The sequence below is a fragment of the Clostridium sp. 2218st1_F5_2218SCRN_220325 genome (assembly GCF_039062665.1).
Lineage (GTDB): Bacteria > Bacillota > Clostridia > Peptostreptococcales > Peptostreptococcaceae > Intestinibacter.
In genome coordinates this window covers 59310-82818 of the sequence record NZ_JBCLNH010000014.1, presented here as the reverse complement: position 1 = coordinate 82818, position 23509 = coordinate 59310, and the positions used below count along the sequence as shown (strand labels likewise).

Annotated in this window: 20 protein-coding genes and 1 other annotated feature; of the genes, 5 read left to right on the top strand and 15 right to left on the bottom strand. The window is 30.5% G+C overall.

What is annotated here, in order from left to right; translation table 11 throughout:
• Positions 1-22 precede the first annotated feature (22 nt).
• Together dapB and dapD are read left to right on the top strand one after the other, a co-directional pair.
• Entirely contained in the window at positions 23-769 is a 747-nt protein-coding gene (dapB, locus tag ABCM86_RS09490; RefSeq protein WP_295733385.1) for a 4-hydroxy-tetrahydrodipicolinate reductase, read from the top strand.
• Positions 770-839: 70 nt separating this feature from the next.
• Positions 840-1547, top strand: coding sequence for a 2,3,4,5-tetrahydropyridine-2,6-dicarboxylate N-acetyltransferase (gene dapD / locus ABCM86_RS09485; RefSeq protein ID WP_195929184.1), 708 nt, complete (start codon positions 840-842; stop codon positions 1545-1547).
• 149 nt (positions 1548-1696) lie between these two features.
• On the opposite strand, the gene ABCM86_RS09480 is transcribed toward dapD, so the two are convergent.
• Positions 1697-3169, bottom strand: a complete 1473-nt coding sequence (locus ABCM86_RS09480; protein WP_343003902.1) for a 6-phospho-beta-glucosidase — start codon at positions 3167-3169, stop codon at positions 1697-1699.
• A gap of 82 nt (positions 3170-3251) precedes the next feature.
• Complete coding sequence (locus ABCM86_RS09475) at positions 3252-5156, bottom strand: beta-glucoside-specific PTS transporter subunit IIABC (protein ID WP_343003901.1); 1905 nt, start codon at positions 5154-5156, stop codon at positions 3252-3254.
• A gap of 221 nt (positions 5157-5377) precedes the next feature.
• On the opposite strand from ABCM86_RS09475, the gene ABCM86_RS09470 reads away from it, so the two are divergent.
• A complete protein-coding gene (locus ABCM86_RS09470; RefSeq protein WP_343003900.1) occupies positions 5378-6085 on the top strand; it encodes a GntR family transcriptional regulator in 708 nt (235 codons plus the stop codon).
• A gap of 125 nt (positions 6086-6210) precedes the next feature.
• Here the strand turns inward: ABCM86_RS09470 and ABCM86_RS09465 are convergent, their stop codons facing one another.
• The 8 genes from ABCM86_RS09465 to ABCM86_RS09430 all read right to left on the bottom strand — a co-directional run bounded on the left by ABCM86_RS09465 (position 6211) and on the right by ABCM86_RS09430 (position 15828).
• Complete coding sequence (locus ABCM86_RS09465; RefSeq protein ID WP_343003898.1) at positions 6211-7215, bottom strand: sugar kinase; 1005 nt, start codon at positions 7213-7215, stop codon at positions 6211-6213.
• Between the two features lies 1 nt (position 7216).
• Complete coding sequence (locus tag ABCM86_RS09460) at positions 7217-7864, bottom strand: bifunctional 4-hydroxy-2-oxoglutarate aldolase/2-dehydro-3-deoxy-phosphogluconate aldolase (protein ID WP_195930146.1); 648 nt, start codon at positions 7862-7864, stop codon at positions 7217-7219.
• A gap of 122 nt (positions 7865-7986) precedes the next feature.
• Positions 7987-9381 (bottom strand): glucuronate isomerase, encoded by a 1395-nt coding sequence (gene uxaC, locus ABCM86_RS09455; RefSeq protein WP_195930145.1) that lies wholly within the window; start codon positions 9379-9381, stop codon positions 7987-7989.
• A gap of 45 nt (positions 9382-9426) precedes the next feature.
• On the bottom strand, positions 9427-10266 hold the full coding sequence (locus tag ABCM86_RS09450) for an HAD hydrolase-like protein (protein ID WP_343003895.1): 840 nt from the start codon (positions 10264-10266) through the stop codon (positions 9427-9429).
• Positions 10267-10359: 93 nt separating this feature from the next.
• Positions 10360-12135 carry a glycoside hydrolase family 3 N-terminal domain-containing protein gene (locus ABCM86_RS09445; RefSeq protein WP_343003894.1) on the bottom strand — a complete coding sequence of 592 codons (1776 nt, stop codon included), beginning with the start codon at positions 12133-12135 and terminating at the stop codon, positions 10360-10362.
• A 124-nt stretch (positions 12136-12259) separates the two neighbouring features.
• Entirely contained in the window at positions 12260-13105 is an 846-nt protein-coding gene (locus ABCM86_RS09440; RefSeq protein ID WP_195930142.1) for an SDR family oxidoreductase, read from the bottom strand.
• A 91-nt stretch (positions 13106-13196) separates the two neighbouring features.
• Positions 13197-14246, bottom strand: a complete 1050-nt coding sequence (gene uxuA / locus ABCM86_RS09435; protein ID WP_195930141.1) for a mannonate dehydratase — start codon at positions 14244-14246, stop codon at positions 13197-13199.
• Between the two features lie 157 nt (positions 14247-14403).
• Entirely contained in the window at positions 14404-15828 is a 1425-nt protein-coding gene (locus ABCM86_RS09430; protein WP_295733379.1) for a glycoside-pentoside-hexuronide (GPH):cation symporter, read from the bottom strand.
• A gap of 816 nt (positions 15829-16644) precedes the next feature.
• On the opposite strand from ABCM86_RS09430, the gene ABCM86_RS09425 reads away from it, so the two are divergent.
• Both ABCM86_RS09425 and ABCM86_RS09420 read left to right on the top strand, forming a co-directional pair.
• Positions 16645-17343 (top strand): GntR family transcriptional regulator, encoded by a 699-nt coding sequence (locus ABCM86_RS09425; protein WP_343003892.1) that lies wholly within the window; start codon positions 16645-16647, stop codon positions 17341-17343.
• 185 nt (positions 17344-17528) lie between these two features.
• Positions 17529-18164 (top strand): DUF3786 domain-containing protein, encoded by a 636-nt coding sequence (locus ABCM86_RS09420; protein ID WP_321037304.1) that lies wholly within the window; start codon positions 17529-17531, stop codon positions 18162-18164.
• 83 nt (positions 18165-18247) lie between these two features.
• Here ABCM86_RS09420 and ABCM86_RS09415 read toward each other — a convergent pair whose 3' ends face one another.
• From ABCM86_RS09415 to trpS, 5 genes are all read right to left on the bottom strand, one after another.
• The gene (locus ABCM86_RS09415) at positions 18248-18658 is read right to left on the bottom strand and encodes a zinc ribbon domain-containing protein (RefSeq protein ID WP_321037303.1); all 411 of its coding nucleotides are present in this window, start codon (positions 18656-18658) and stop codon (positions 18248-18250) included.
• Positions 18659-18678: 20 nt separating this feature from the next.
• Positions 18679-20253 carry a hypothetical protein gene (locus tag ABCM86_RS09410; protein ID WP_343003891.1) on the bottom strand — a complete coding sequence of 525 codons (1575 nt, stop codon included), beginning with the start codon at positions 20251-20253 and terminating at the stop codon, positions 18679-18681.
• An 84-nt stretch (positions 20254-20337) separates the two neighbouring features.
• Entirely contained in the window at positions 20338-20967 is a 630-nt protein-coding gene (locus ABCM86_RS09405; protein WP_295575550.1) for an NlpC/P60 family protein, read from the bottom strand.
• Positions 20968-21041: 74 nt separating this feature from the next.
• Positions 21042-21800 carry a hypothetical protein gene (locus tag ABCM86_RS09400; protein WP_295675754.1) on the bottom strand — a complete coding sequence of 253 codons (759 nt, stop codon included), beginning with the start codon at positions 21798-21800 and terminating at the stop codon, positions 21042-21044.
• 316 nt (positions 21801-22116) lie between these two features.
• Positions 22117-23142 carry a tryptophan--tRNA ligase gene (gene trpS / locus ABCM86_RS09395; protein ID WP_343003890.1) on the bottom strand — a complete coding sequence of 342 codons (1026 nt, stop codon included), beginning with the start codon at positions 23140-23142 and terminating at the stop codon, positions 22117-22119.
• Between the two features lie 66 nt (positions 23143-23208).
• Positions 23209-23458 (bottom strand) — a binding site (T-box leader).
• Between the last annotated feature and the right edge of the window lie 51 nt (positions 23459-23509).

Sequence of the window (23509 nt, the reverse complement as noted above, 5' to 3'; positions counted from 1 at the left end):
AACTTAATTAGGGGGTATAACATTGAAAGTTATAATAAACGGATACAGCGGAACAATGGGTCAAGTATTGACAAAATGCGTATTAGATGATGAAGAACTTCAACTTGTTGCCGGTGTTAGTCCAAAACACCATGATGTTAATAATCAATTTAACACTTACTCAAGTTTTGCCGAAGTAAAAGAAGATGCAGATGTGGTTATAGACTTCTCTAACCCACTTGCACTAGATGATATATTAGATTATTGTCTAAAAACAAAAACTCCTGTAGTTCTTGCAACTACTGGATACAATGATGAGGAAATGGAAAAAATCCATCAAGCTTCTAAACAAATTCCTGTCTTCTTATCATTCAATATGTCACTTGGAGTAAATATCTTACTTAAATTAGTAAAAGAAGCTGCCAAAAATTTAAACAACTTTGATATAGAAATAATAGAAAAACATCACAACAAAAAAGTAGACTCTCCTAGCGGTACTGCTGTAATGATTGCAAATGCTGTTAAGGAAATAAGAGAACAATCTGAATTTATTTATGGCAGACATGGTCGTACAGGAAAAAGACAACAAAACGAAGTCGGAATACATGCTGTAAGAGGTGGAACTATAGTCGGTGAACATAGCGCTATCTTTGCTGGAAACGACGAAATATTAGAAATAAATCACTCAGCTCGTTCTAAAAATGTATTTGCTGAAGGCGCTATAGCTGCAGCAAAATACTTAGTAAATCAACAACCTGGTTTCTATAATATGGACGATATGTTAGGCTAAAATTTATATTAATAAAATTTTGATTAACCTACTTACACTACAAATAATATAAAGTTTTAAGGAGATTGACATGTTAGATTTAAATGATGCTTATGCAATTGCAAAATATATAAAAGACGCAGAAAAACAAACACCAGTTAAAATTTATGTTTCTACTACTGCTGAAATAGAAAAAAATGAGAACTTCAAAGTTTTCGGAAACAATGGAGAATATACTCTAATAGGAGATTACAAAACTATAACAGAAGCTATAGCTCCTATAAAAGATAAAATAACAGATATGTATGTTGAAAATACAGCTAGAAACTCTGCTATACCAATGGTAGATATGTTAAATATAGACGCTAGAATAGAACCAGGCGCTATAATAAGAGATATGGTTACTATAGAAAAAAATGCTGTTGTAATGATGGGTGCTGTTATAAATATCGGCTCTATTATAGGCGAAGGAACTATGGTAGATATGAATGCTGTTGTAGGCGCTAGAGGAACATTAGGTAAAAACGTACACCTAGGTGCTGGTTCAGTTGTAGCAGGTGTTCTTGAGCCACCTTCAGCAACTCCAGTTATAGTTGAAGATGACGTTGTTATCGGAGCTAACTGTGTAATATTAGAAGGTATAAGAATCGGTAAAGGCGCTGTTGTAGCTGCTGGATCAGTTGTTACAAAAGACGTTGAACCAGGTGCTGTTGTTGCAGGTTCACCAGCTAAAGTAGTTAAAATGAAAGATGAAAAAACTGCTGGTAAAACTCAATTAATGGATGATTTAAGAGGATAATTAATAATAAAATATAAAAATAGAGTGGATATCTTCTCCACTCTATTTTTTATGTCCTTATATATTTTCTATTATACTTCTATTTATTTTTATTTATATATTTATATATTTATATATTTTTTATATTTATTTTTATCTATTATTTTTATTTATGCGAAAACTTCTTCTTTTTCTGGTTCAAATTCTAAATCTTCCCCTTGTGACTTGATAACTTGTTTGTACCAGTAGTATGAATCTTTACAACTTCTCTCCATAGTTCCGTTTCCTTCGTTATCTCTATCTACATAAATCATACCGTATCTTTTTTTCATTTCACCTGTTGTAAATGAAACTAAGTCCATTATTCCCCATGGAGTATATCCCATTAAATCTACACCGTCGTAGTTAACTGCTAATTCCATTTGCTCGATATGTTTTTTAAGATAATCTATACGGTATTGATCGTGTATTTTGCCATCTTCTGATACTTTATCTACTGCTCCAAATCCATTTTCAACTATGAATAATGGTAATTCATATCTATCATAGAAACGGTTTAAAGCGTATCTTAAACCAACTGGATCTATTGCCCATCCCCAATCACTTGATTCTATATATGGATTTTCTACACCATTTGATAAAGCTCCATTTACAATATCTCCTGTATTTTCATTGTGAACATCTGATTTAACAGTTGTAGACATATAATAACTAAATCCGACATAGTCTACAGTTCCTTTAGCAAGGATTTCTGCATCCCCTTCTTCCATTCCTATATCATAACCTTCTCTTTCAAACTCTTTTAATGCATAGCTTGGGTAATGACCTCTACAATGAACATCTGCAAAGAAGTATCTTTGACGCATTGCCTCTTCTGCTGCCATAACATCATCTGGATTACAAGAATATGGATAAATTGGCACATGTGATACCATGCAACCTATTTTGAATTCTGGGTTTATTTCTTTTCCTGCTATTACTGCTTTTGCACTTGCTAATAATTCATTATGTGCAACTTTATATAATACAGCTTTTGGATTTTCTCCTTCTTCAACAACTACTCCTGAATTTGTCCAGAAGAATAGTGGATTTCCTGTATCCATTTGGTTATTTATTTCATTAAATGTCATCCAATACTTAACTTTATTTTTATATCTTTCAAAGCAAACTTTTGCGAATCTTTCAAAACAATCTACTACTTTACGACTTCTAAATCCACCATATTCTCTCGCTAAATGAAGAGGTAACTCAAAGTGAGATAAAGTTATTACTGGTTCTATACCGTATTTTAATAATTCGTCAAATACATCATCATAGAATTTTAACCCTTCTTCATTTGGTTCAAGTTCATCTCCATTTGGGAATATTCTAGTCCATGCTATAGAAGTTCTTAAACATTTTAGCCCCATACCAGCAAATAATTTTATATCTTCTTTATATCTATGATAAAAATCTGAAGCTACTTGATTTGGATAAAATTTATCTTCTTCTACTGTTTGTGTTATTTCTCTTGGCACTCCATGAGCCCCTGCTGTTAAAACATCTACAACACTTGGTCCTTTTCCACCTTCATTCCATCCACCTTCAAATTGGTGAGCTGCAAAAGCTCCTCCCCATAAAAAATCCTTTGGTAATTTACTCATACTCCTATTCCTCCATATATAAATAGGAAATTATGCTTATTAAATCTCCCCTTAAGCATAATTTCCTGAATTCTTTTTATTATTATGCGTTTACTACGCTAAGATTTATTATTGATTTTCCATATGATATTTCTTGGTCTAAGCAAAGTTGTTTTTGTTCAAATTCAAAACTATTAGTTATTACAACAGGTGTTATTAATGAATACCCTGCTTTTTGAATTCCTTCTTTATCAAATTCTAAAAGTAATTCTCCAGCTTTAACTTTTTCATTTGCTTTTACTTTTACATCAAATCCTTTACCATCCATTTGAACAGTATCCATTCCGACATGTATTAATAACTCTACTCCATCTTCTGATTTAAGTCCTATTGCATGTTTAGATTCTGCAATAAATTCTATTTCTCCATCAAATGGTGCATATACTTTGTTGTCAGTTGGTTCTATTGCTATTCCATTTCCCATAGCTCCACCTGCAAATACTGGATCATCTATTTCTGATAAAGCTATTACTTTTCCACTTAAAGGGCTTTTTATTTCTTTAGTCCCTGCTAAAACTGTTGCTGCTACTTCATCCATAGCTTTTACTTCTTCATTTTCTTGATTTTCTTCATCAGATGCTTGACCTTCATCAAATCCAACGATTTGAACAAGTACTATTGAGCCTATTATTGCTATTGCACAACCTATTAATTCACCTACTATTGATGTTGGATTTGCGCCAATTGCATTTACTACTGTAAGTAAACCTGGAAGTCCTGCATATACATAGTATACTGAATTAAAGAATGATGCTACTGCTGCTGCCACAGCTCCTGATATACAAGCACATATGAAAGGTTTTTTGAATCTTAAAGTTACCCCATATATTGTTGGTTCAGTTATACCAAATATACCTGTTATACCTGCTGATAGAGCAACACTTTTTGTTTCTTGTCTTTTAGATTTTAAGAATACTCCGAAAGCTGCACCCATTTGAGCAACAACTGCCATTGTTTGGAATGCTTGGAATGTATCTTGTCCATACATATCAAAGTTAGCTAATACCATTGGTGTTACACCCCAGTGAACACCGAATATTACAACAACTTGCCAGAATCCACCGATTACTGCTGCTGCAATTACTGGTGCAAAGTTATATAAAGCATTGTATCCATTTGCTATTGCTGTTGCTACACCATCTGATACTGGTCCTATTACTAATATAGTAAGTGGTACCATAACTAATATACATATAAATGGTGTGAATAATGATTTAACGACTTCTGGTATTACTTTATCAACGAATTTTTCTAAATAAGATAATGCTAAAACTAAGAATAATGGAGGTAAAACTGTTGATGTGTATGTAGTTTCTGCTAATCCTATCCCCAAGAATGTTACTGCTTCTCCACCTGCTATCCTAGATGCGATTGATGCCCAATCGGGACTTACAAGTGCTGCACAACAAGCAACTGCTATAAATGTATTACATTTAAAATGTTTAGATGCTGTTATTGCTATGAATATTGGTAAGAATGTGAAAGGTGCCCAAGATATAAAGCTCAATACTTCATATGTTCCTGTTGAGGCAAACCCTGGATTTATCATATTAATTATAATTAGACAACCTTGTAATAATCCAGCTGCTGCTAATATATATATAAATGGTGCAAATACTGCTGACATTGTTGCTATTACACGATTTACTATGCTTCCTTTTGGAGCATCTTCTGAAGAAGTTTCGTCTAAATCAACTAATGTTTGTACTTTATCGAAAACTTTCCCTACGTGAGTTCCTATTACAACTTGGAACTGACCATTATTTTCTACTACTGTTATTACACCAGTAAGTCCAGATACTTTTTTATTTGCATCTTTTGGTGTTTCTTTTAATACTAATCTCAATCTAGTAGCACATCTCGTAGCGTTGACAATGTTTTCCTTGCCGCCAACAGCGTCTACTATATCTACTGCTAATTTTTCATAATCACGAATACTTTGTGCCATGATTATATTCCCCCTTTTTTAATATTAATTTTATATTTTGTTCCCTTACTTTTTTATTGTATGTTTATATTATAATTATACCGGTATAATTTTGTCAACGCATTTTTGAAAACATTTTCATTTTTTTCCATTTTAATATCACTATCTTCCGCGATATTGTTATTTATAATTTTTTTATGATATACTAATAAAATAGAATTAGAAAGTAAGGGGAGTATAAAATGCTTAAATATCAACTAATTGCCAATCAAATAGAAGATCATATTTATGAAAATGATTTGCCCAAAGGAACAAAACTTCCTACAGTAGAGCAATTTGCCAGTGATTACAGTGTAAGCAAAAGTACTATTGTAAAAGCCTTAGAAACTTTAGTTTTAAGGGGAATTGTTTATCAAGTTCAAGGTAGTGGGATTTTTGTAAGAAAAAGAAATAAAAAGGGATATATAAATTTTAACTCTCCAAAGGGATTTACAGATAGCCTAGAAGAGCATAAAATAACATCAAAATTAGTAGATTTAGAACTTGTTAAACCAGATGATGAAATATGCAATCATTTAGAATGTGACAAAGATGAGGATGTATATGTTGTCAAAAGAGTACGATATATCGACGGTGAAATAATGTGCTATGAAGAGTCTTTTTATAAAAAAAGTATTGTTCCTTTTTTAAATCAAGAAATAGTAAATGGTTCTATTTTTGATTATATAAAAAAAGCTTTTAATATAACTACAAGTTTTCAAGATAGGTATTTTAATGTGATAAAATTAGATGAAAAATATGCAAAGTTGCTTGAATTAAATATAGGTGACCCTGGATTAGTTGCTTATAATCAATGTTTTTCATCTTCAGGCACAGTATTTAATTATTCAAAAATAGTTTATCATTATAAAAATACCCAATTTTATGATCAATCATCTACAACAAAATAAACACTAGAACGTATTTAATAAATTATATGAAATTTTATTTATTCAACTTTAAAATGAGTATAAATATCATTTTTTATATCAAAAAAGGAGTATAGAAAGTAAATCACTTTCTATACTCCTTTTTGTTATCTAGCTATTTTCCCAACGCCTTCATACATTAATTTTTCAACATCATGAAGTTCTACTAAATTAGCATCACCTAAGATACTGTGTTTTAATGCAGATGCACATGTTGCAAATTCACAAACATATTTAGGGTCTTTATTATTTATTATAGAATAGATTATACCAGCGCTTAGAGCGTCTCCTCCACCTACTCTATCAACTATACTATCTATATTTATTTTATTAGATAAGTATAGTATTCCATCAGTATAATAGTTACATTGTAATTTATTTACTGATGAAGATTCTATATCTCTATGTGATGAGAATATATGCTTAATATTTGGATAAGTTTTTGTTATCTCATCATAATAATATTTTAATTTTTCGTGCTTATCCTCTAATTCGCAGTTCATAAGTAGTATATTTTCAGCGTCTAAAATACCTGCTGATAATATATCTACATATGGTAAAACTTTTAAAGTAGCTTCTCTAGCTTCTTCTAGTGTCCATAATTTTGCTCTGTAGTTTGAGTCGTAACTTACCATTATGTTATGCTCTCTACAATATTCTAAGATTTGCATTAATAACTCTCTAAGGTCATTTGAAAGTGCTAATGTTATACCTGAGAAGTGGAATACATCTACATCTTCTAAAGCTTTAGCTATGTCGATATCTCCTATTTTCATATTACAGAAAGCTGAGTTATCTCTATCATATATTACTTTAGATGATCTTATACCACTTCCTACTTGAAGATAGTATATACCTGTTCTATGTTCTCCTAAAGTTACGAAATCTGTATCTATATCATAACTTCTAAGATATCTAAGTATACTTTTACCGATGTCATCATTTGAAACAGAAGTTATCATTTTTGTATCTATTCCAAAATGTGATAGAGAAATAAGTACGTTTGCTTCTCCTCCACCATAATTCACATTAAAGCTATCACTTTGTAAAATCATCTTTCCTACATCTGTAGAAAGTCTAAGCATTATTTCCCCAAAACCAGCAACTTTCATATTAGCAACCTCTAGCTTCGTGTAATTTAGCCATGTATTTTTCACATATAGCAGTTATTTCATCGAACTTACCTTCTTCTCCAAGTTTATTTAATTCTCCACCTATTCCAACTGCATCAACACCAGCTTTTATCCAAGAATCTAAATTGTCTATATTAACTCCACCAGTTACCATTATGTTGGCATATGGAAGTGGCCCTTTTATAGCTTTTACATATCCTTGTCCAAATGCACTACCTGGGAATAATTTTACGAAATCAACACCAGCTTCGTGAGCTGCTATTATTTCGTTTATAGTCATTATACCCGGTAAGTATGGAACTTTATATCTGTTACATATTTTTGCAGTTTCTAAATCGAAAGCTGGTGATACTATGTATTTTGCTCCAGCTAACATAGCTGCTCTAGCAGTTTCAGCATCTAAAACTGTTCCAGCACCTATTACTACATCATCTTGACCTTCATATATTTCGCTTAATTCTTTTATTATATCGTTAGCAAATTTGTTTGTGTAAGTTACTTCTAAAGCCTTAACTCCACCTTTAACGCAAGCTTTTGATATTTCAACACCAACTTCTTTAGAGTTTCCACGAACTACTGCTACTACACCACATTCTTTTAATGCTCTTAATGTATTTATTTTTATCATTTTTATTCTCCCTTGGTTTGTAATTTAATATATAACATATTTGCACCGTCACCATTTAGATGACGATGCCTTCAATTTCCCGAATTTAAAAATTATATTTTAATATAAAACTGGCAACTATATTAGAATCCGAAATAGTTTAATGCGTTGTCATGAGATATATTTTTTATCATTCTTTCTAAGACTTTATCGTCGTTTGGATATTCACCGTTAGCTACCCATCCCCCGATTAACTCACACATGATTCTTCTGAAATACTCATGTCTAGTGTATGATAAGAAACTTCTTGAGTCAGTTAACATACCTATGAAGTTTCCTAATAACCCTAAGTTTCCTAAAGAAGTCATTTGTTCTATCATTCCAGTTTTGTGGTCATTGAACCACCAAGCTGAACCTTGTTGTATTTTTCCACAAACTCCTGCTTCTTGGAAGCATCCTATTAATGTTCCTATAGCAGCATTATCAACTGGGTTTAAGCTGTATAATATAGTTTTTGGTAATTTGTCTTCTTTGTTTAAAGCGTCTAAATAAGATGCTAATTGATCGATTGATACTCTGTTGTATATACCATCGAATCCTGTATCTACCCCTAATTTATTAAACATTTTTGTATTATTGTCTCTTGTAACCCCGAAGTGTAATTGCATAGCCCATCCTAAACGGCTATACTCTGCACCACAGTGTAACATACAAGCTGTTTTGTATTGTAATTCTTCAGTTTCTGTAAGAGTTTCACCAGCAAGACGTTTTTTAAGTATAGCGTCTACTGTAGCTTCATCAGCTTCAACATAAGGTATGTATAATAGACCATGGTCACTTACTCTACACCCTACTTCGTTGAAGAATTCTATACGATTAGTTATAGCTTGTTTCCAAGTATCGAAAGAGTTTATTTCTATACCACTTACTTGTGATAATTTTGCTATATAGTCAACAAAATCAACTTTTTCTATAGCTATAGCTTTGTCCGGTCTCCAAGTTGGAAGAACTTTTATGTCAAAAGTTTCATCTTCTTTTATAGCTAGATGCCATTTTAAGTCATCTATTGGATCATCTGTAGTGCATATTAATTCAACATTAGAATCTTTCATTATACTTCTAGCAGACATAGTTTTTAATTTTTCGTTACATATATTCCAAACTTCTTCTGCTGTTTCCCCATTTAAAGCACCATTGTATCCAAAGTATCTTTGTAATTCTAAATGACTCCAATGATAAAGAGGATTTCCTATTGCTTTTTCTAAAGTTTCAGCCCATTTTTGGAACTTTTCTCTATCAGTCGCATCTCCAGTTATATATTTTTCCTCAACACCATTTGAACGCATTTGTCTCCATTTGTAGTGGTCTCCACCTAACCATACTTGAGTTATGTTTTCAAATTTTTTATCTTCTGCTATCTCTTGTGGATTGATGTGGCAGTGATAATCTATTATTGGCATAGTGCTTGAATATTCATGATATAATTTTTTAGATATTTCATTTGATAAAAGAAAATCTTTGTCCATAAAGTTTTTCATAATGTATCTCCCTGTCTGTAATTTATATTTTTAATTGTCTTTAGACTATATTCCTAAAGCTTCTTCAAATTCATTTATTAATTGAGCTTGGTAAGCATCATCAAATTCACCAGCAAATAATTTTTGGCTAGCTTCTTCTTTTAATCTCTTCCAGCTGAATGCTTCTTTCTTAACTATGATTGGATAGAATCTTACTCCATTGTCTAAAGCAGCTTTTTTATCCCCAGGTGCATCCCCGACCATAAGAACTTTATCTTTGTCGTATCCTTTTGTAAGAAGTTGTTCTATACAGTATGCTTTTGAACCAGCTTCTTGACAAAGTAATACTCTACAACAATCTTTTATTTCGTGTTTTGTCCACTCATGTTCAACAGCTTGACCATTTGCAGAAGAAACTGCAGTTAAGTCAGCTTGTTTGCATAACTCATCCATAGTGTCTTTAACATTTTCGAAAGGCATATCATCATCTTGAGCTGCAACTATTGATAAGTTAACATGTATACTCCATAATAATGCTCTTTCCATACATTCGTTGCTTTTTTCTTGGCATTTTTCAAGTAAAGCAGGATTTGATAATTGTGGTGCAGTTTCTACCCAATTTTCAAATTCTTCTAAACCATCAAATTTTATTCCTTTACGATCGCTCATTTCTCTAACAGCCATCGCTAAACCTTTGAAACGATTTATACCTCTAGTTCCTGTGAATAAGTTTATTTCATTCCAGTATTCTAAAGCTTCATCTCTATATTCTTCTAAATCATATGATTTTACGAATTCTGGTCCAAATGAATTAAAGTGTTTTGAATTCATTGTATCCATCGCACAACCATCTGAATCTATGCATATTAAAAAGTCTTTTTCTTTGTTGTAATTAAAGTATCCCATGTCTGCTCCTTTATATCAAATTAGGATGTAGCCAGGAGCTACACCCTAAGGTATTTTATTAATTTATATTAAAACGTGCTATTTTTTCTAAAATTAGAAACGAGTATCTCCGAATCCACAGAATGCATCTACTGGACTTATACCTTTAAATTCTGAGTTTCCTACAAGTTTTTCAACTAATGCTTCTAATGTTTGTTGGTTATCATCATAAGTATTTATGTAAGTTTTAACTTGTGGTACGTCTGCTAAGTGGAATGGACACTTAACAGAAACGAATATAGTTGGTATTTCGTTTACGTAGAATGGTATATCTGGAGTACCTTTACTTGGTGGCCATTGTAATCTTTGGTCAACACTTGCATTAACGTTAGCTATGTTGATTATTAAATCATATTTGCTTGTTAATTCAGCTATTGGTCTCTTACCAGCATATACGTTTCCTAAAGCTTGAGCCATTTCTTCTTTTGGAAGTTTCATTATTTTGTCTATTGGAGATTCCCATATTTCTACGTCAAATCCTTTAGCTTCTAATAATTCTTTAACTATGTCGATTGGTTTCTTTTTAGCTCCACCCATTATTTCGATGAATTTACCGAATCCACCATCGAATCCTTTAGCTTCAACAAGTAAAACTCTCTTAGTTTTTTCTGGTGCTATTGGTAATACATCTTGAGTATTTTTAACTAAAGTTATAGCTTTGTCAGAAACTTCTTTAGCTATAGCTTTATTTTCTTCTAAACCGATTTTAGCCATTGCTTCTTCTTTTGCAGGTAATATTTCTGTTTTAGCTTTTTTATGAAGACCTAAAGCAGCTTTTGTACCTAATATTCTAGTTAAAGCTTCTTCTAATCTTTCATCAGTTATTATTCCGTTTTTGTATCCATCCATCATCCATTGGAAGTCTTCGTCTGGATCGTTGAAGAATAAGAATAAGTCAGAACCAGCAGCTATTGCAGTTGGTAACATTTCGCTACGTTTCATAGCTGAAGTCATAGCAACCATGTGAGAAGCATCTGTTACAACTAAACCGTTGAAGTTCATTTTTCCTCTTAATAAGTCAGTTAATATATATTTACTTAATGTAGCAGGCATATATACTTCTTGAGTAGTTGCTTCTGGATTGAAGTATTTAACATACTCTGGTAATGCTATATGTCCAGCCATTATTGATGGAAGACCAGCTTCAAATAATCCGCTGTATACTCTACCAAATGTAGCATCCCACTCTTCTACTGATAAAGAGTTTGGAGCGAAAGATAAATGTTGATCTCTTTCATCTATACCATCTCCAGGGAAGTGTTTAGCAGCTGGAGCTATTCCGCTTTCCATTATACCTCTCATATATTCAAGAGATAATTCTAAAGTTTGCTCAACGTCAGCTGACCAAGTTCTTGTAGATATTATTGGGTTTCTCCAGTTTCTGTTTATATCAACTATTGGAGCGAAACTCCAGTTGCATCCTATAGCAGCAGCTTCTACACCAGATACTCTACCCATTTCGTAAGCATATCTTTTGTCATCAGTTGCAGCTATTTTAACTTCGTTTCCTATGTAAGTACCATCTGTACAAGCTCCATTACCACCCATTTCAGTGTTAGCAGCTATTAATAGAGGTACTTTACTGTTTTCTTGAAGTATTTTATTTTGTTCGTATACTTCTTCAGCTTTACCTGGGTTGTAACGAACACCACCTATATGGTAGTTATCAAGAACGCTTTTTAAATATTCTTCGTCCCTGCTTGCCCCCATGTTTATAAATAATTGACCTATTTTTTCTTCTAAAGTCATTGATTTTATAGTTTCTTCAACCCATTTTACACCTTCATCATCAAGGTTATAAGGTTGTTTTCTTAAGTCCACGTTTATCATAATATCCTATATACTCCTTATAATATATTTATATTATCTAGCCTCTGTATGGCCTAATACTTAATTTTTAAGTATCAAAACCATACAAAAGACTATCTTATTTTCTAAATTATATTTTTATATCTTAAACACCTGAGTATGCTGCGAAAGCACCATCTACTGGTATTACAGTTCCGTTTACGAATCCTGAAGCTTCTTCACAAGTTAAGAATAATAAAGAACCTATTAATTCTTCTAATTCACCGAAACGACCCATTGGAGTTCCAGCTAATATTTTTTCAGTTCTTGCAGTTGGAGTTCCATCTTCGTTCCATAATAATTTTTCATTTTGTTTAGTTGAGAAGAATCCTGGTGCTATACCATTGCAACGGATACCAACTTTTGAGAAGTGAACTGCTAACCATTGAGTAAAGTTAGATATAGCAGATTTAGCTCCACTGTATGCTGGTATTTTTGTAAGTGGTGAATAAGCATTCATTGAAGATATGTTTATTATACTTGCACCTTTTTTGTTCATCATATCCATAGCAAAAACTTGAGTAGGTATTAATGTACCCATGAAGTTTAAGTTGAATACGAAAGATACTCCTTGAGGATCTAAATCGAAGAAAGTTTTCATTTCATTTAAATGTTCTGGTAAGAAGTATTCATCATCAGTTGTAGCTTTTGGATTATTTCCACCAGCTCCATTTATTAATATATCGCAAGTTCCGAAGTCTTTTAATATTTCAGCTCTTGCAGCTTCACAACTATCTTTTTCTAAAACGTTACATTTGTAACCTTTAGCTTTGTATCCTTTAGCAACTATTTCATCCGCATATTTTTTAGCTGCTTCTTCGTTTAAGTCAAGTAAAGCAACTTTTGCTCCACACATAGCCATTGCTTCAGCGAAAGCAGAACATATTAATCCACCTGCACCTGTTATAACAACTACTTTATCGTTTAAATCTATTTGAAAAGGTAATTTCATTTTTAATTCCTCCGTAAAAATCTTTTTAGTTTAGTTTAGTTTTAGTTTAAATATTTGTTTAAAAATTGTTATTTAATAGTTTTACTAGTTCTTATTTGCTAGCTTTTTCTATTGCTTCCCATAAACCGTTTAAGTAAGTAGCACCTAACGCTCTATCATATAAACCGTATCCAGCTCTACCTGTTTCTCCCCATATCATTCTTCCGTGGTCTGGTCTTATGTATCCTCTGAATCCATTATCATATAATGCTTTCATTATTGCGTACATATCTAAGCTTCCGCAAGAAGATAAGTGAGCTCTTTCTTCAAATCCGTTGTCTAATACTTGTACGTTTCTCATGTGAACGAAGTGTATTCTTCCCATAGCTGCGTATTTAGCTGCCATTTTAGCAACGTCATTTTGGTTTGAGCATCCTAATGAACCTGCACATAAAGTTATACCATTGTGTTTGTCATCAACTAATTTTAAGAATCTGTCTAAGTTTTCTTCACAAGTTATTATTCTTGGTAATCCGAATATACTCCAGCATGGATCGTCTTCATGTATAGCCATGTTTACGTCACATTCAGCAGCAACTGGTATTATTTTTTCTAAGAAATATTGTAAGTTATTCCATAAATCGTCTTCGCTCATTGCATTGTATTCAGCAACTACGCTTTTTAATTCTTCTCTAGTGTAAGAAGCATCCCAACCTGGAAGTGTTAAATCGCTATCACTTTCTAATGGGTTAACTTTGTCAACTTGTTCTTGATAGTAAACTAATGAAGTTGATCCATCTTCTAATTCATGGTCTAATTGAGTTCTTGTCCAGTCGAATACTGGCATGAAGTTGTAGCATATGCATTTAACTCCAGCTTCAGCAACTCTTCTTATGTTTTCACAATAGTTTTCTATGTATTTATCTCTGCTTGGTTTACCAAGTTTGATATCTTCGTGTACTGGTATACTTTCGATTACATCGAAGTTTAATCCAGCATCTTCTACTTGTTTTTTTAATGTAGCAATTGATTCTCTGCTCCATACTTCACCAACTGGAACATCGTAAACTGCTGTTACTATTGAGTCCATACCTGGTATTTGTCTAATGTTTTGTAATGTTACTTTGTCGTCTTCTCCATACCAACGAAATGATAATTTCATAAAATTCTCCTAACCTTCTCTTTAAATTTTCTGTATTTTCTGTATTTTATTTTAACATCTAATAGCTAGTACCTCCCCTTAAAGATAGTACTAGCTCTTAGATAGTGTTAACTGATTTAACAATTCATTTTATGTAAGTATATTTAAATCTATATTATTATTTAGCTCTTCTTTCAGCTAAGATTCTTCCATTTTCAGCTATAACTTTTTTGCTTAGAGGATAAGCGAATAACATTATTAGTGCTACAACCCCATAGCATACAGCTGGGAATAATGTTGAAAATGTATATATACCATTAAGAACTTCTGTTGTTTGTTCTTGAACTGCTGCATTGTATCCTATGAATGCTAATGCATATCCGCCAAGACCACCTGCTAAAGCTTGTCCTATTTTTCTAGCGAATGAGTATACACCATATATAACTCCGTCATTTCTTTCCCCGAATTTAACTTCATTGTAGTCTATAACATCTGTTATATGAGCCCATATAAACATGTTGAATCCTATTGTTCCTATACATGCTACAAGATATAATACTATGAATATCCATGGGTTTGTAACTTTCATGAAATATAGTACTGCATAAGCTCCTGATGCTAAACACATCCCAAATACTGAGAATTCTTTTTTACCAACTTTACTTGCTAATACTCCAGATATTGCTGCTAATCCTAAGCTTAGTGGTAAACTTATCATACTAAGTGATGATAATGCATTTATATCTCTAAAGTAACTTGCAAATAAGTATTGGTTCATTGTTTGAGCCATAAATTGGCTTAGTAATAAAGTTATTGCTGCTCCTATTATTGCTAATAAAGCTCTATTTGATATTATTGTTTTGAATGATTTTGCTAATGAAGCATTTTCTTCTTTTTTAGTTGGTTCTAATTTTATACGTTCAGTTGTACATGTATAACAAATTATGTAGCATAATAATGCACATATTGAGAATACTCCTGCTACTAATGTAAATTTGCTACCGCTAACTATTTGGTTACCGTTTGCATCTGCACTGTATATAATTTGAGGTACTACTGATCCTATTATTATTGATGCAAAGTTAGCACCTAAACTTCTCCAAGTTGAAAGAGCTGCTCTTTCTTCTGGTACATCTGTCATAGCTGATGCCATTGATCCATAAGGTATATTGATTGCTGTATAACATAATGATCCCCATAATATATATGTTGCGAACATCACTACTACTTTAACTGTCATAGATGCTCCAGCTAAGCTAGATTGATACATTAAGAAACTTGCTAATGCAACTGGCCCTGCCATCCTTCTAATCCACGGTCTAAATTTACCATTTTCTGTTGTTTTTGCTTTGTCTACTATACGTCCCATTGTTACATCTGTGAACGCATCTATACATCTTGATACTAAGAATAAAGTTCCTACTAATGATGGATTAACTCCCCATACGTTAGTGTAAAATACCATTAAGTACATACTTGCGAATATAAACGTAAAATCGTTTCCTAAGTCCCCACATAAATATCCGACTTTATCTTTTATTCCAAAAGGTTTAACTGCTTTGCTTTCTTTGCTTATTCCTACATTTGATTGTCGTAAGTCCATTTCAATGCCCCCCGCTATTATTTTGAGTTTTTACCTGTGTATGTTGTTTTTATTTTACTGCCTTAGTTACTAATGACATCTCTTCATTGTAGTCTTTAATTCATTTTTATAGTTTTTCATTTCTATTTTCCATCTTTATCATATAGTAACTATTTATATTACTTTTGTTATTATTATTTTCCCGTGATTCCGTTTTCACCAATCACCACTCAATCGATTGTGTTATTTTAATAACAAACTTATAGTAACATACTTGTATACAAGTTGTAAATACCATTTTTATGTTTTTTTATGTTTTTTTGTAAATATTAGTTTATTTTTTAACAATCATACCCGTGAAAGCATTGTCCCTGTTGGTTTTTCTATTTTTAAAATCTTATAAAATTTTTTTATCATTTTTTATATTTATATAACTTTTAATATAAACTAGTATACAAGACTTTATTTTTGTCCCATTTTTACATCCCTTTTCTATTCCATAATATGTAAAAACAAATCATTTTCACGTTTACAAAAACATTTTCCTAAACTCGTTATAATTCTCATTTTTATAGGAAAACATAATAAAAAATAGCAAAAATATACCGATAATCTTTTTTATAACAAAGTTTTTTAAAATAATAAGCACTCAATCTTAATAAAATTAACAAATAAATCCTATAAAAATATTTACTATTTTATAGTCATAATTATAGTGTTTTTAATTGGATTGACATTATATCTTGAAATATGCTAGAATCTCGAGAGGGTATTTTTCAATACCTTAAACTAAACAATCGTAAACTAAACAATAAAACAAAATAGGGGTACAGTTAGATGAAATTAAAAAAAAGCAATGCTTCATCAAATATTGTTTATGAAGGTTTAAAAGCAGAAATTTTAAGCCTTAGATTAGCTCCAGGAAGTTCAATAAGCGAAACAGATATAGCTTCAAAGTTCAATGTATCTCGTACACCGGTGCGTGACGCATTTAAAGCTTTATCTAACGAAGGTTTACTCGAAGTAAAACCTCACATAGGTACTTTTGTATCATTAATGGATATAAACCAAATTTCGGATGTTCTTTATGTCCGTAAAGTAGTTGAATTATCCATCTTAAAAGATCTTACTATGACTCTTACAGAGGCAGACGAACTAAAACTAGAGTTTAATCTAAATGAACAAAAATTATTCTTACAAGGTGCAACTGAAAACGAAAATTCAGTAAATGATTTTATTAAATACGATAACAACTTCCATAGATTAATTTTCCGTATTGCAGGAAAAGAAAACATATGGAATATGGTTTTAGGAATAAATCATCACTACGAAAGATTTCGTTCTTTAGTAAATTTACAAGGGGAAAACAACATTCAACATCTATACGAAGAACATCGTATGATTTTTGATGCACTTACTAAGAAAGATACACAAGCATTAGAAACAATCTTTAGTAAACATATATATGATGGTTTTAAAAATAGCTCAGCTATGTTAGTAAAATACTCTGACTATTTTATAAATTATCAAGATTAATAGGGTCAAACTTATGGAATGAGATAAATTTATATTTATTTCGTTCCTTTTTTCTTTATAACTTTCTTCATTTCTAAGATTTACAACCATTTCAATTGCATAAGTTATTAAAATCTACTACTCTAAAAGTAAATACAGTCATCTAGGATTGTCATTATATAATGATATACAAGGAGAATATTTATATGACTAACCAAAAATCAAATTATGAAATTCAAACACAAAAAGCTTTAATACTCTTTCCTAAATGGAATCATGAAAAAATCGCCAAAAAATTCAATTTAGAGTTAGATGAACACTATCTTTATATCAATTTTATAGGTCAAAAGTATCGCTTAAATAGACAAAATGGAAGTATCCAATATTTATCTAAAAATAATACTTATATAAATGCGACCTATAATGAAGTTATGTCTATTTTAGACTTATTTGATTATTCAAAAGAACATTTGCATTTATCTGGTAATTGGTGCACTCCCAATAGTTTAAAAGGAGTTGTCAATGTAGGTAATGTTGGTGGAAAGAATACTATGTTTAAAAAATACGAAACCCTATTTTCCAACAATATAAATCTTTTATCTAAAGCATGTGAGAAATTAGGTGGTCAAAAAATAAATGAAGCAGACGTTGGATATATAATAAATATATTCGATTTCCTACCAGTCAAATTTCTATTTTTTGAAGAAGATTGTGACTTTCCACCTGAAATTAAGTTTTTATGGGATGAAAATGTTCTAGATTATATACGATTTGAAACAACATTCTTTGCATTTTCTCACCTTCTTCATAGAATTGCTGAAGTTATAGAAGGTGAAATATAATTTCCTATATGTTATAAAAAAAAGAGTATAAAATAATTTTATATATTTTATACTCTTTTTATTTTATATATTAACTTTTATCTTTATAGTTTTATTCCACAACATGGACAGAATGTTGAAGTACTATCTATTTCTGATAAACATCTTTCACATGTCATATATTCAGTATTATCAACTGGAAGTTCAACCTTTTTACCACAAGCTCCACAGAATCTATCTTCTGGATTTAAAGATGCTCCACAACTACATTTAATACCTTCTAACCCTTTTTTATGATTATGTATCTTAACTTTTGCGTCATATATTACATGATCAAATCCTATTATAGGTTCACATATTTGATCTATTTCTTCATTATCAAGTAACCCTTCTCTAACTTTTTGATATACTAATATACCTAAGTTTAAAAGAGCTTCCTCTTTTCTTAAATTTGCATCCTCTACTGATTTATTTAATCTATCTATTTCTTTCATTATTTCTTGTCTAGTAGCCATAATATTAATTCTCCTCTATTTTAGTTTTCAATTTTCTTAGTTTTATATCCTATATACATAAATACCGTACTAAATATAAACACAGTTATTATTGTTGCAAATAGATTAGTTCCAAGTGTAAAGTCAACACTTCCTGATGATGTAGTAAAGCTAGATATTAGCGAAATTAAATCTTCAGCTGCATTCCCACTTATTGTAATTGTTGAAAAATATGATATTAATCCCATTATAGCTGTATAAGATATACTATAAATACCTATTATATTGTGATTTTCTTCTCCGTGTCTTTTCTTTATCATTCTACCAATTATAATAAGTGTAGCAATTGGAATTAAAATTAATAATATCCACATTCCTTCTCCTTGTTCAACAAATGAGAATAAACTTACAGATAAAGTCGCAAATTTTATAGCTACAAGATGTGACATAAGTATTAACCATGAGCTCATCATTAATCCTATTATCACCATGTACACAAACCAAATTATATTTAATTTCATTCCGCTAAATCCTAATATATCGTTGTAACTATCTATATATCCACCTATTGCTAGTCTAGCTTTTAAAATACGTAATATATCTGTAAATGAGCCTACTTTTATATACATCCATGCAAGGAATATTATTGTAAATGCAAGTAATGTTGCCCCTAAAATAAATAAGTTATTTTTAAATATATTAGATAGCGTTCCGACTTTTTTAGAGTTTTGTTTTTCTAATGCTAATATATTCGCAATAAAAGATATTATAAATGAATTAATAAATACACTAAAAACTGAAATATAAATTTTTATATTAGTATATAAATCTTCCGAAACATTTACTCTTGCAAATAAAGATATTACTGTTATAATTGCTGCATATACAAGAGCACATAACACTGCTGTTGGAAGTGATTTAACTTCAGTTTTGCTATATATAAATCTTGTTACTAGATATATAATGAATCCTGTAATTATTGGAGTAATTATTATTCTAGCTGCTATCGATACATTAACAGTATTAAATAATGCATTTATCACGATTTTCGGTGCATTCATAGATGCTATACCAAATACCACTTGTTTAAAGCTTGATAATTCCATTGAAGTATCTTCAACTAATTCATTTAACAATGAATCACCTAATTGTAATTGTATAAACATATAGATAAGCATTAATACTATTGATATTCCATCTGTTTTTAATGCTGTATTTATATTGTTTTGAGCAAATGATACATAGCTAAAGCTCTTTAGCTCATCAATTGTATTTCCGAAGAAACTAGGTAAATCGCCAAATATTTTCTTTGCCTCTTTAGCCATAGCTCCTGTTGCCTCATTTATTGAGCCTAAACTTGGATTATTAATATTTCCAGTATTTTGAGTTATTTTTCTTTTAGTTTTTCTTCTTTTCCCCACTTGGCTTAATAATTTACCACATTCTGAGCAGTAAATTTGATTTGATTTTGTTTCATGACCACATCCATCACAATATTTATTTTCATTTTCGTTTAATATCAACTTTCTTTCAAAAGTAGACATTTCATTTCCCTCATCACTGCAATAATTACAGTAATCTTCGTTGTGCTTTCCACACCTTTCACATAATACCATAGATAATCTCCCTTTTATTTTTTAGCTTATAACTCTCCCTCATATTTGTTTATTTATATTTATGGTAATCGATTAATAAATTTATTATTTTTGGTCATTTATATAATCGATTACTCTATAAGCTGTCCCTTTTTTATACCACTTCACAGAATCCTTCTTAATTCCTCCTGTTGGGTATTTGTATTTGTTTTTTGAATGTATAACATATCCATCTCCTATATAAAGAACTACATGTCTAGTTGTAAATATCAAATCTCCTGGCTGAAGTGTATCTTTTACTTTATATTTTTTGAGTACTTCTTGCTGTTGACTTGTTGAATAACCGATATTTACACCCGATACTTCTTTATATGTCCAATATGTAAGACCAGAACAATCAAATCCTTGAATACCGATATAATCCTTTTTATCTAATGGATAATAGCTTTCTCCATAACATTTTACAAGCTCATTATATCTTTCTTCAGTTATTATTTCGCCCTTTCCTCCCCAGACATATTCTGTACCTAGTTTCTTTTTTGCAAGGGATATAACTTGTTTTATTATCTTTTTATCTTTATCATTTAGATTGTCCCATTCATGCTCACAATCTACTTTGAGATTATCTTTAGAAGTAAATTTACTCCCCATATTAGTTATCTTTTTAAAACCATATATGCATAAAATAATAATAACTATAAAAATTAAGATATTCTTTAACTTATTTTTTTTCATCAAACTTACCCTCTTTCATAAATTAATTTTATATCATGATTTATTGTTTGATCTTTAACTTAAACTATCTTAATTTAACATGCATTTTTGTCGTATTTTTGCAAATCATTTTCTACACTTACATAAGCACTAGACACTACTAAAGCTAAATATAGTGCAGATGTTATAGAACATATAGCACCACATATTAAGTAGTATTTTGATATAAGTATCAGACTTAAAACTTCTATACTTTTATCTAATATCCAAAAAATTAATATTACTAGTATATTTCTAAAAAAGCTTTTTAAAGCAGTTATTAGAGATATCTCATTATTTCCTTTAACAATATTAAATCTAGTATATGATATTAAATACATTGGTATCGCAACAATCATACTTAAGCATAAGTACATTATTACTGCTCTTACTAAAGAAAATTCACTCATTCTACCCATTATGTTATAAAATGATGATTTTAAATTGTTAATAACAAGTATATCAACTGATTTAGAGATTATAACTATTCCTATAAAAGTTATAATCCATATACTTATATATTTAAGATTTAATTTTCTATCTATTTTATTTTCTGATTCATTTAATAAAATCATTTTTGTTAATATTAAAATTGATATTGCCTCTATAATCTCAACTATAGAACAAAAATATGGGATATTACCACTTTCTGTTTTCATTTCTGCCACTGCACATGCAGAAAAAACAAATAAAGAAATTGAACCTAATAACAACTCTAATAAAATAAATCCTATTGTCTCTACTTTCTTTTTATATAGATTTTTACTTAATACCCCTATACTTTTTATTATTGTAGTTTGACCAAGAAAATTCATTGTTCTTCCTTCCTTTGATTTATAAATATTTATTCCATAATCTAAAAAAATAATTATATATTTATATCCATATTTAAAACTAATTCCCTTTTTAACAAAATCTATCCACGATTATATCATAGTGTGTATAGCAAAAATTGTCGAAATATAGAGCAGAACGTAATTTTTTTAATTTATAAAAAATTTATTTATAAATATAAACTTAAATCTTATTTTTACTGTAATTTCTTATAGTTTAATTCTAAGAAAAAATAAAAAAAGACCGAAATATAATTTAAATTATATTTCAGCCTTTTTAATTTATATTAAATCTTTATTAAAAGTTCATTCCTTTAAAATACTCTATTCCCATAGCATCTCTAACTTCGCTTAAAGTTTGAGCTGCTACTGCTCTTGCTCTTTTGCTACCTTTTTTAAGAATTTCATATATATAATCTGGATTTTGTTCTAATTCTTTTCTTCTCGCTCTGATTGGATCTAATTCAGCTTGTAATATGTCGTTTAAGTATCTCTTAACTTTAACATCTCCAAGTCCACCACGTCTATAATGAGCTTTCATTTCTTCTAATGCATCTTTATCTTTACAGAAAGCATCTAGGTATGTGAATACTGCGTTATTTTCAACACAACCTGGGTCTTCAACTCTTATATGGTTTGGATCTGTAAACATTGACATTACTTTTTTTCTAACTTCGTCAGCATCATCACTTAAGTATATAGCATTTCCTAATGATTTACTCATTTTTGCTTTTCCATCAAGTCCTGGAAGTCTTCCTGCTATACCTTCTGGGTACATTCCTTCTGGCTCAACTAATACATCTCCGTATGTAGTGTTGAAACTTCTTACTATTTCTCTAGTTTGTTCTATCATTGGTTTTTGGTCATTTCCAACTGGAACTAAATCAGCTTTAAATGCAGTTATATCAGCAACTTGACTCACTGGGTATATGAAGAACCCTGCTGGTATACTTTCTCCAAATCCTTTTTGTTGTATTTCAGATTTTACAGTTGGGTTTCTATGTAGTCTAGAAACTGTTACTAAGTTTAAGTAGTACATTGTAAGCTCTGCTAATTCTGGAATTTGAGATTGTATAAATAAATTTGTTTTTGTTGGGTCTAATCCAACAGCCATATAGTCCATAGCTACTTCTAATAAATTATCTACTATTTTTTTTGGATTTTTAGCATTATCAGTTAATGCTTGTTGGTCAGCTATCATTACGAACATATTGTATTTATCTTCGTTTTGTAGAGCTACCCTATTTTTAAGAGAACCTGTATAATGTCCTAAATGTAGCTTTCCAGTAGGTCTATCCCCTGTTAATATAGTTTTTTTGCTCATTTTTTCATCTCCTTATATTGTTAATACGTCTTAAATATTTTTATAATAAAAAACTCCGTCCTAAAACTATAGGACGGAGTGTTATATCCGCGTTGCCACCTAAATTATGTATTAAAAAATACATCACTTAATTCTCAGTACTATATAATACCTCAGTTGCTATAACGTGCAACACACGGTAAAGTCTACTCTCATAAAGATTTCAATTTACTCCTAAAAGGCCCATTCATTAAATTCTTTCTTGTTGAGATTCCACCATCCTCAACTCTCTATATCGAACCTAAACTTAATTACTCTTCCTTATCAATGGATTTGTTTTATAATTTATATTTTAATATTATTATTTTTTAATTTAATTGTCAATAAA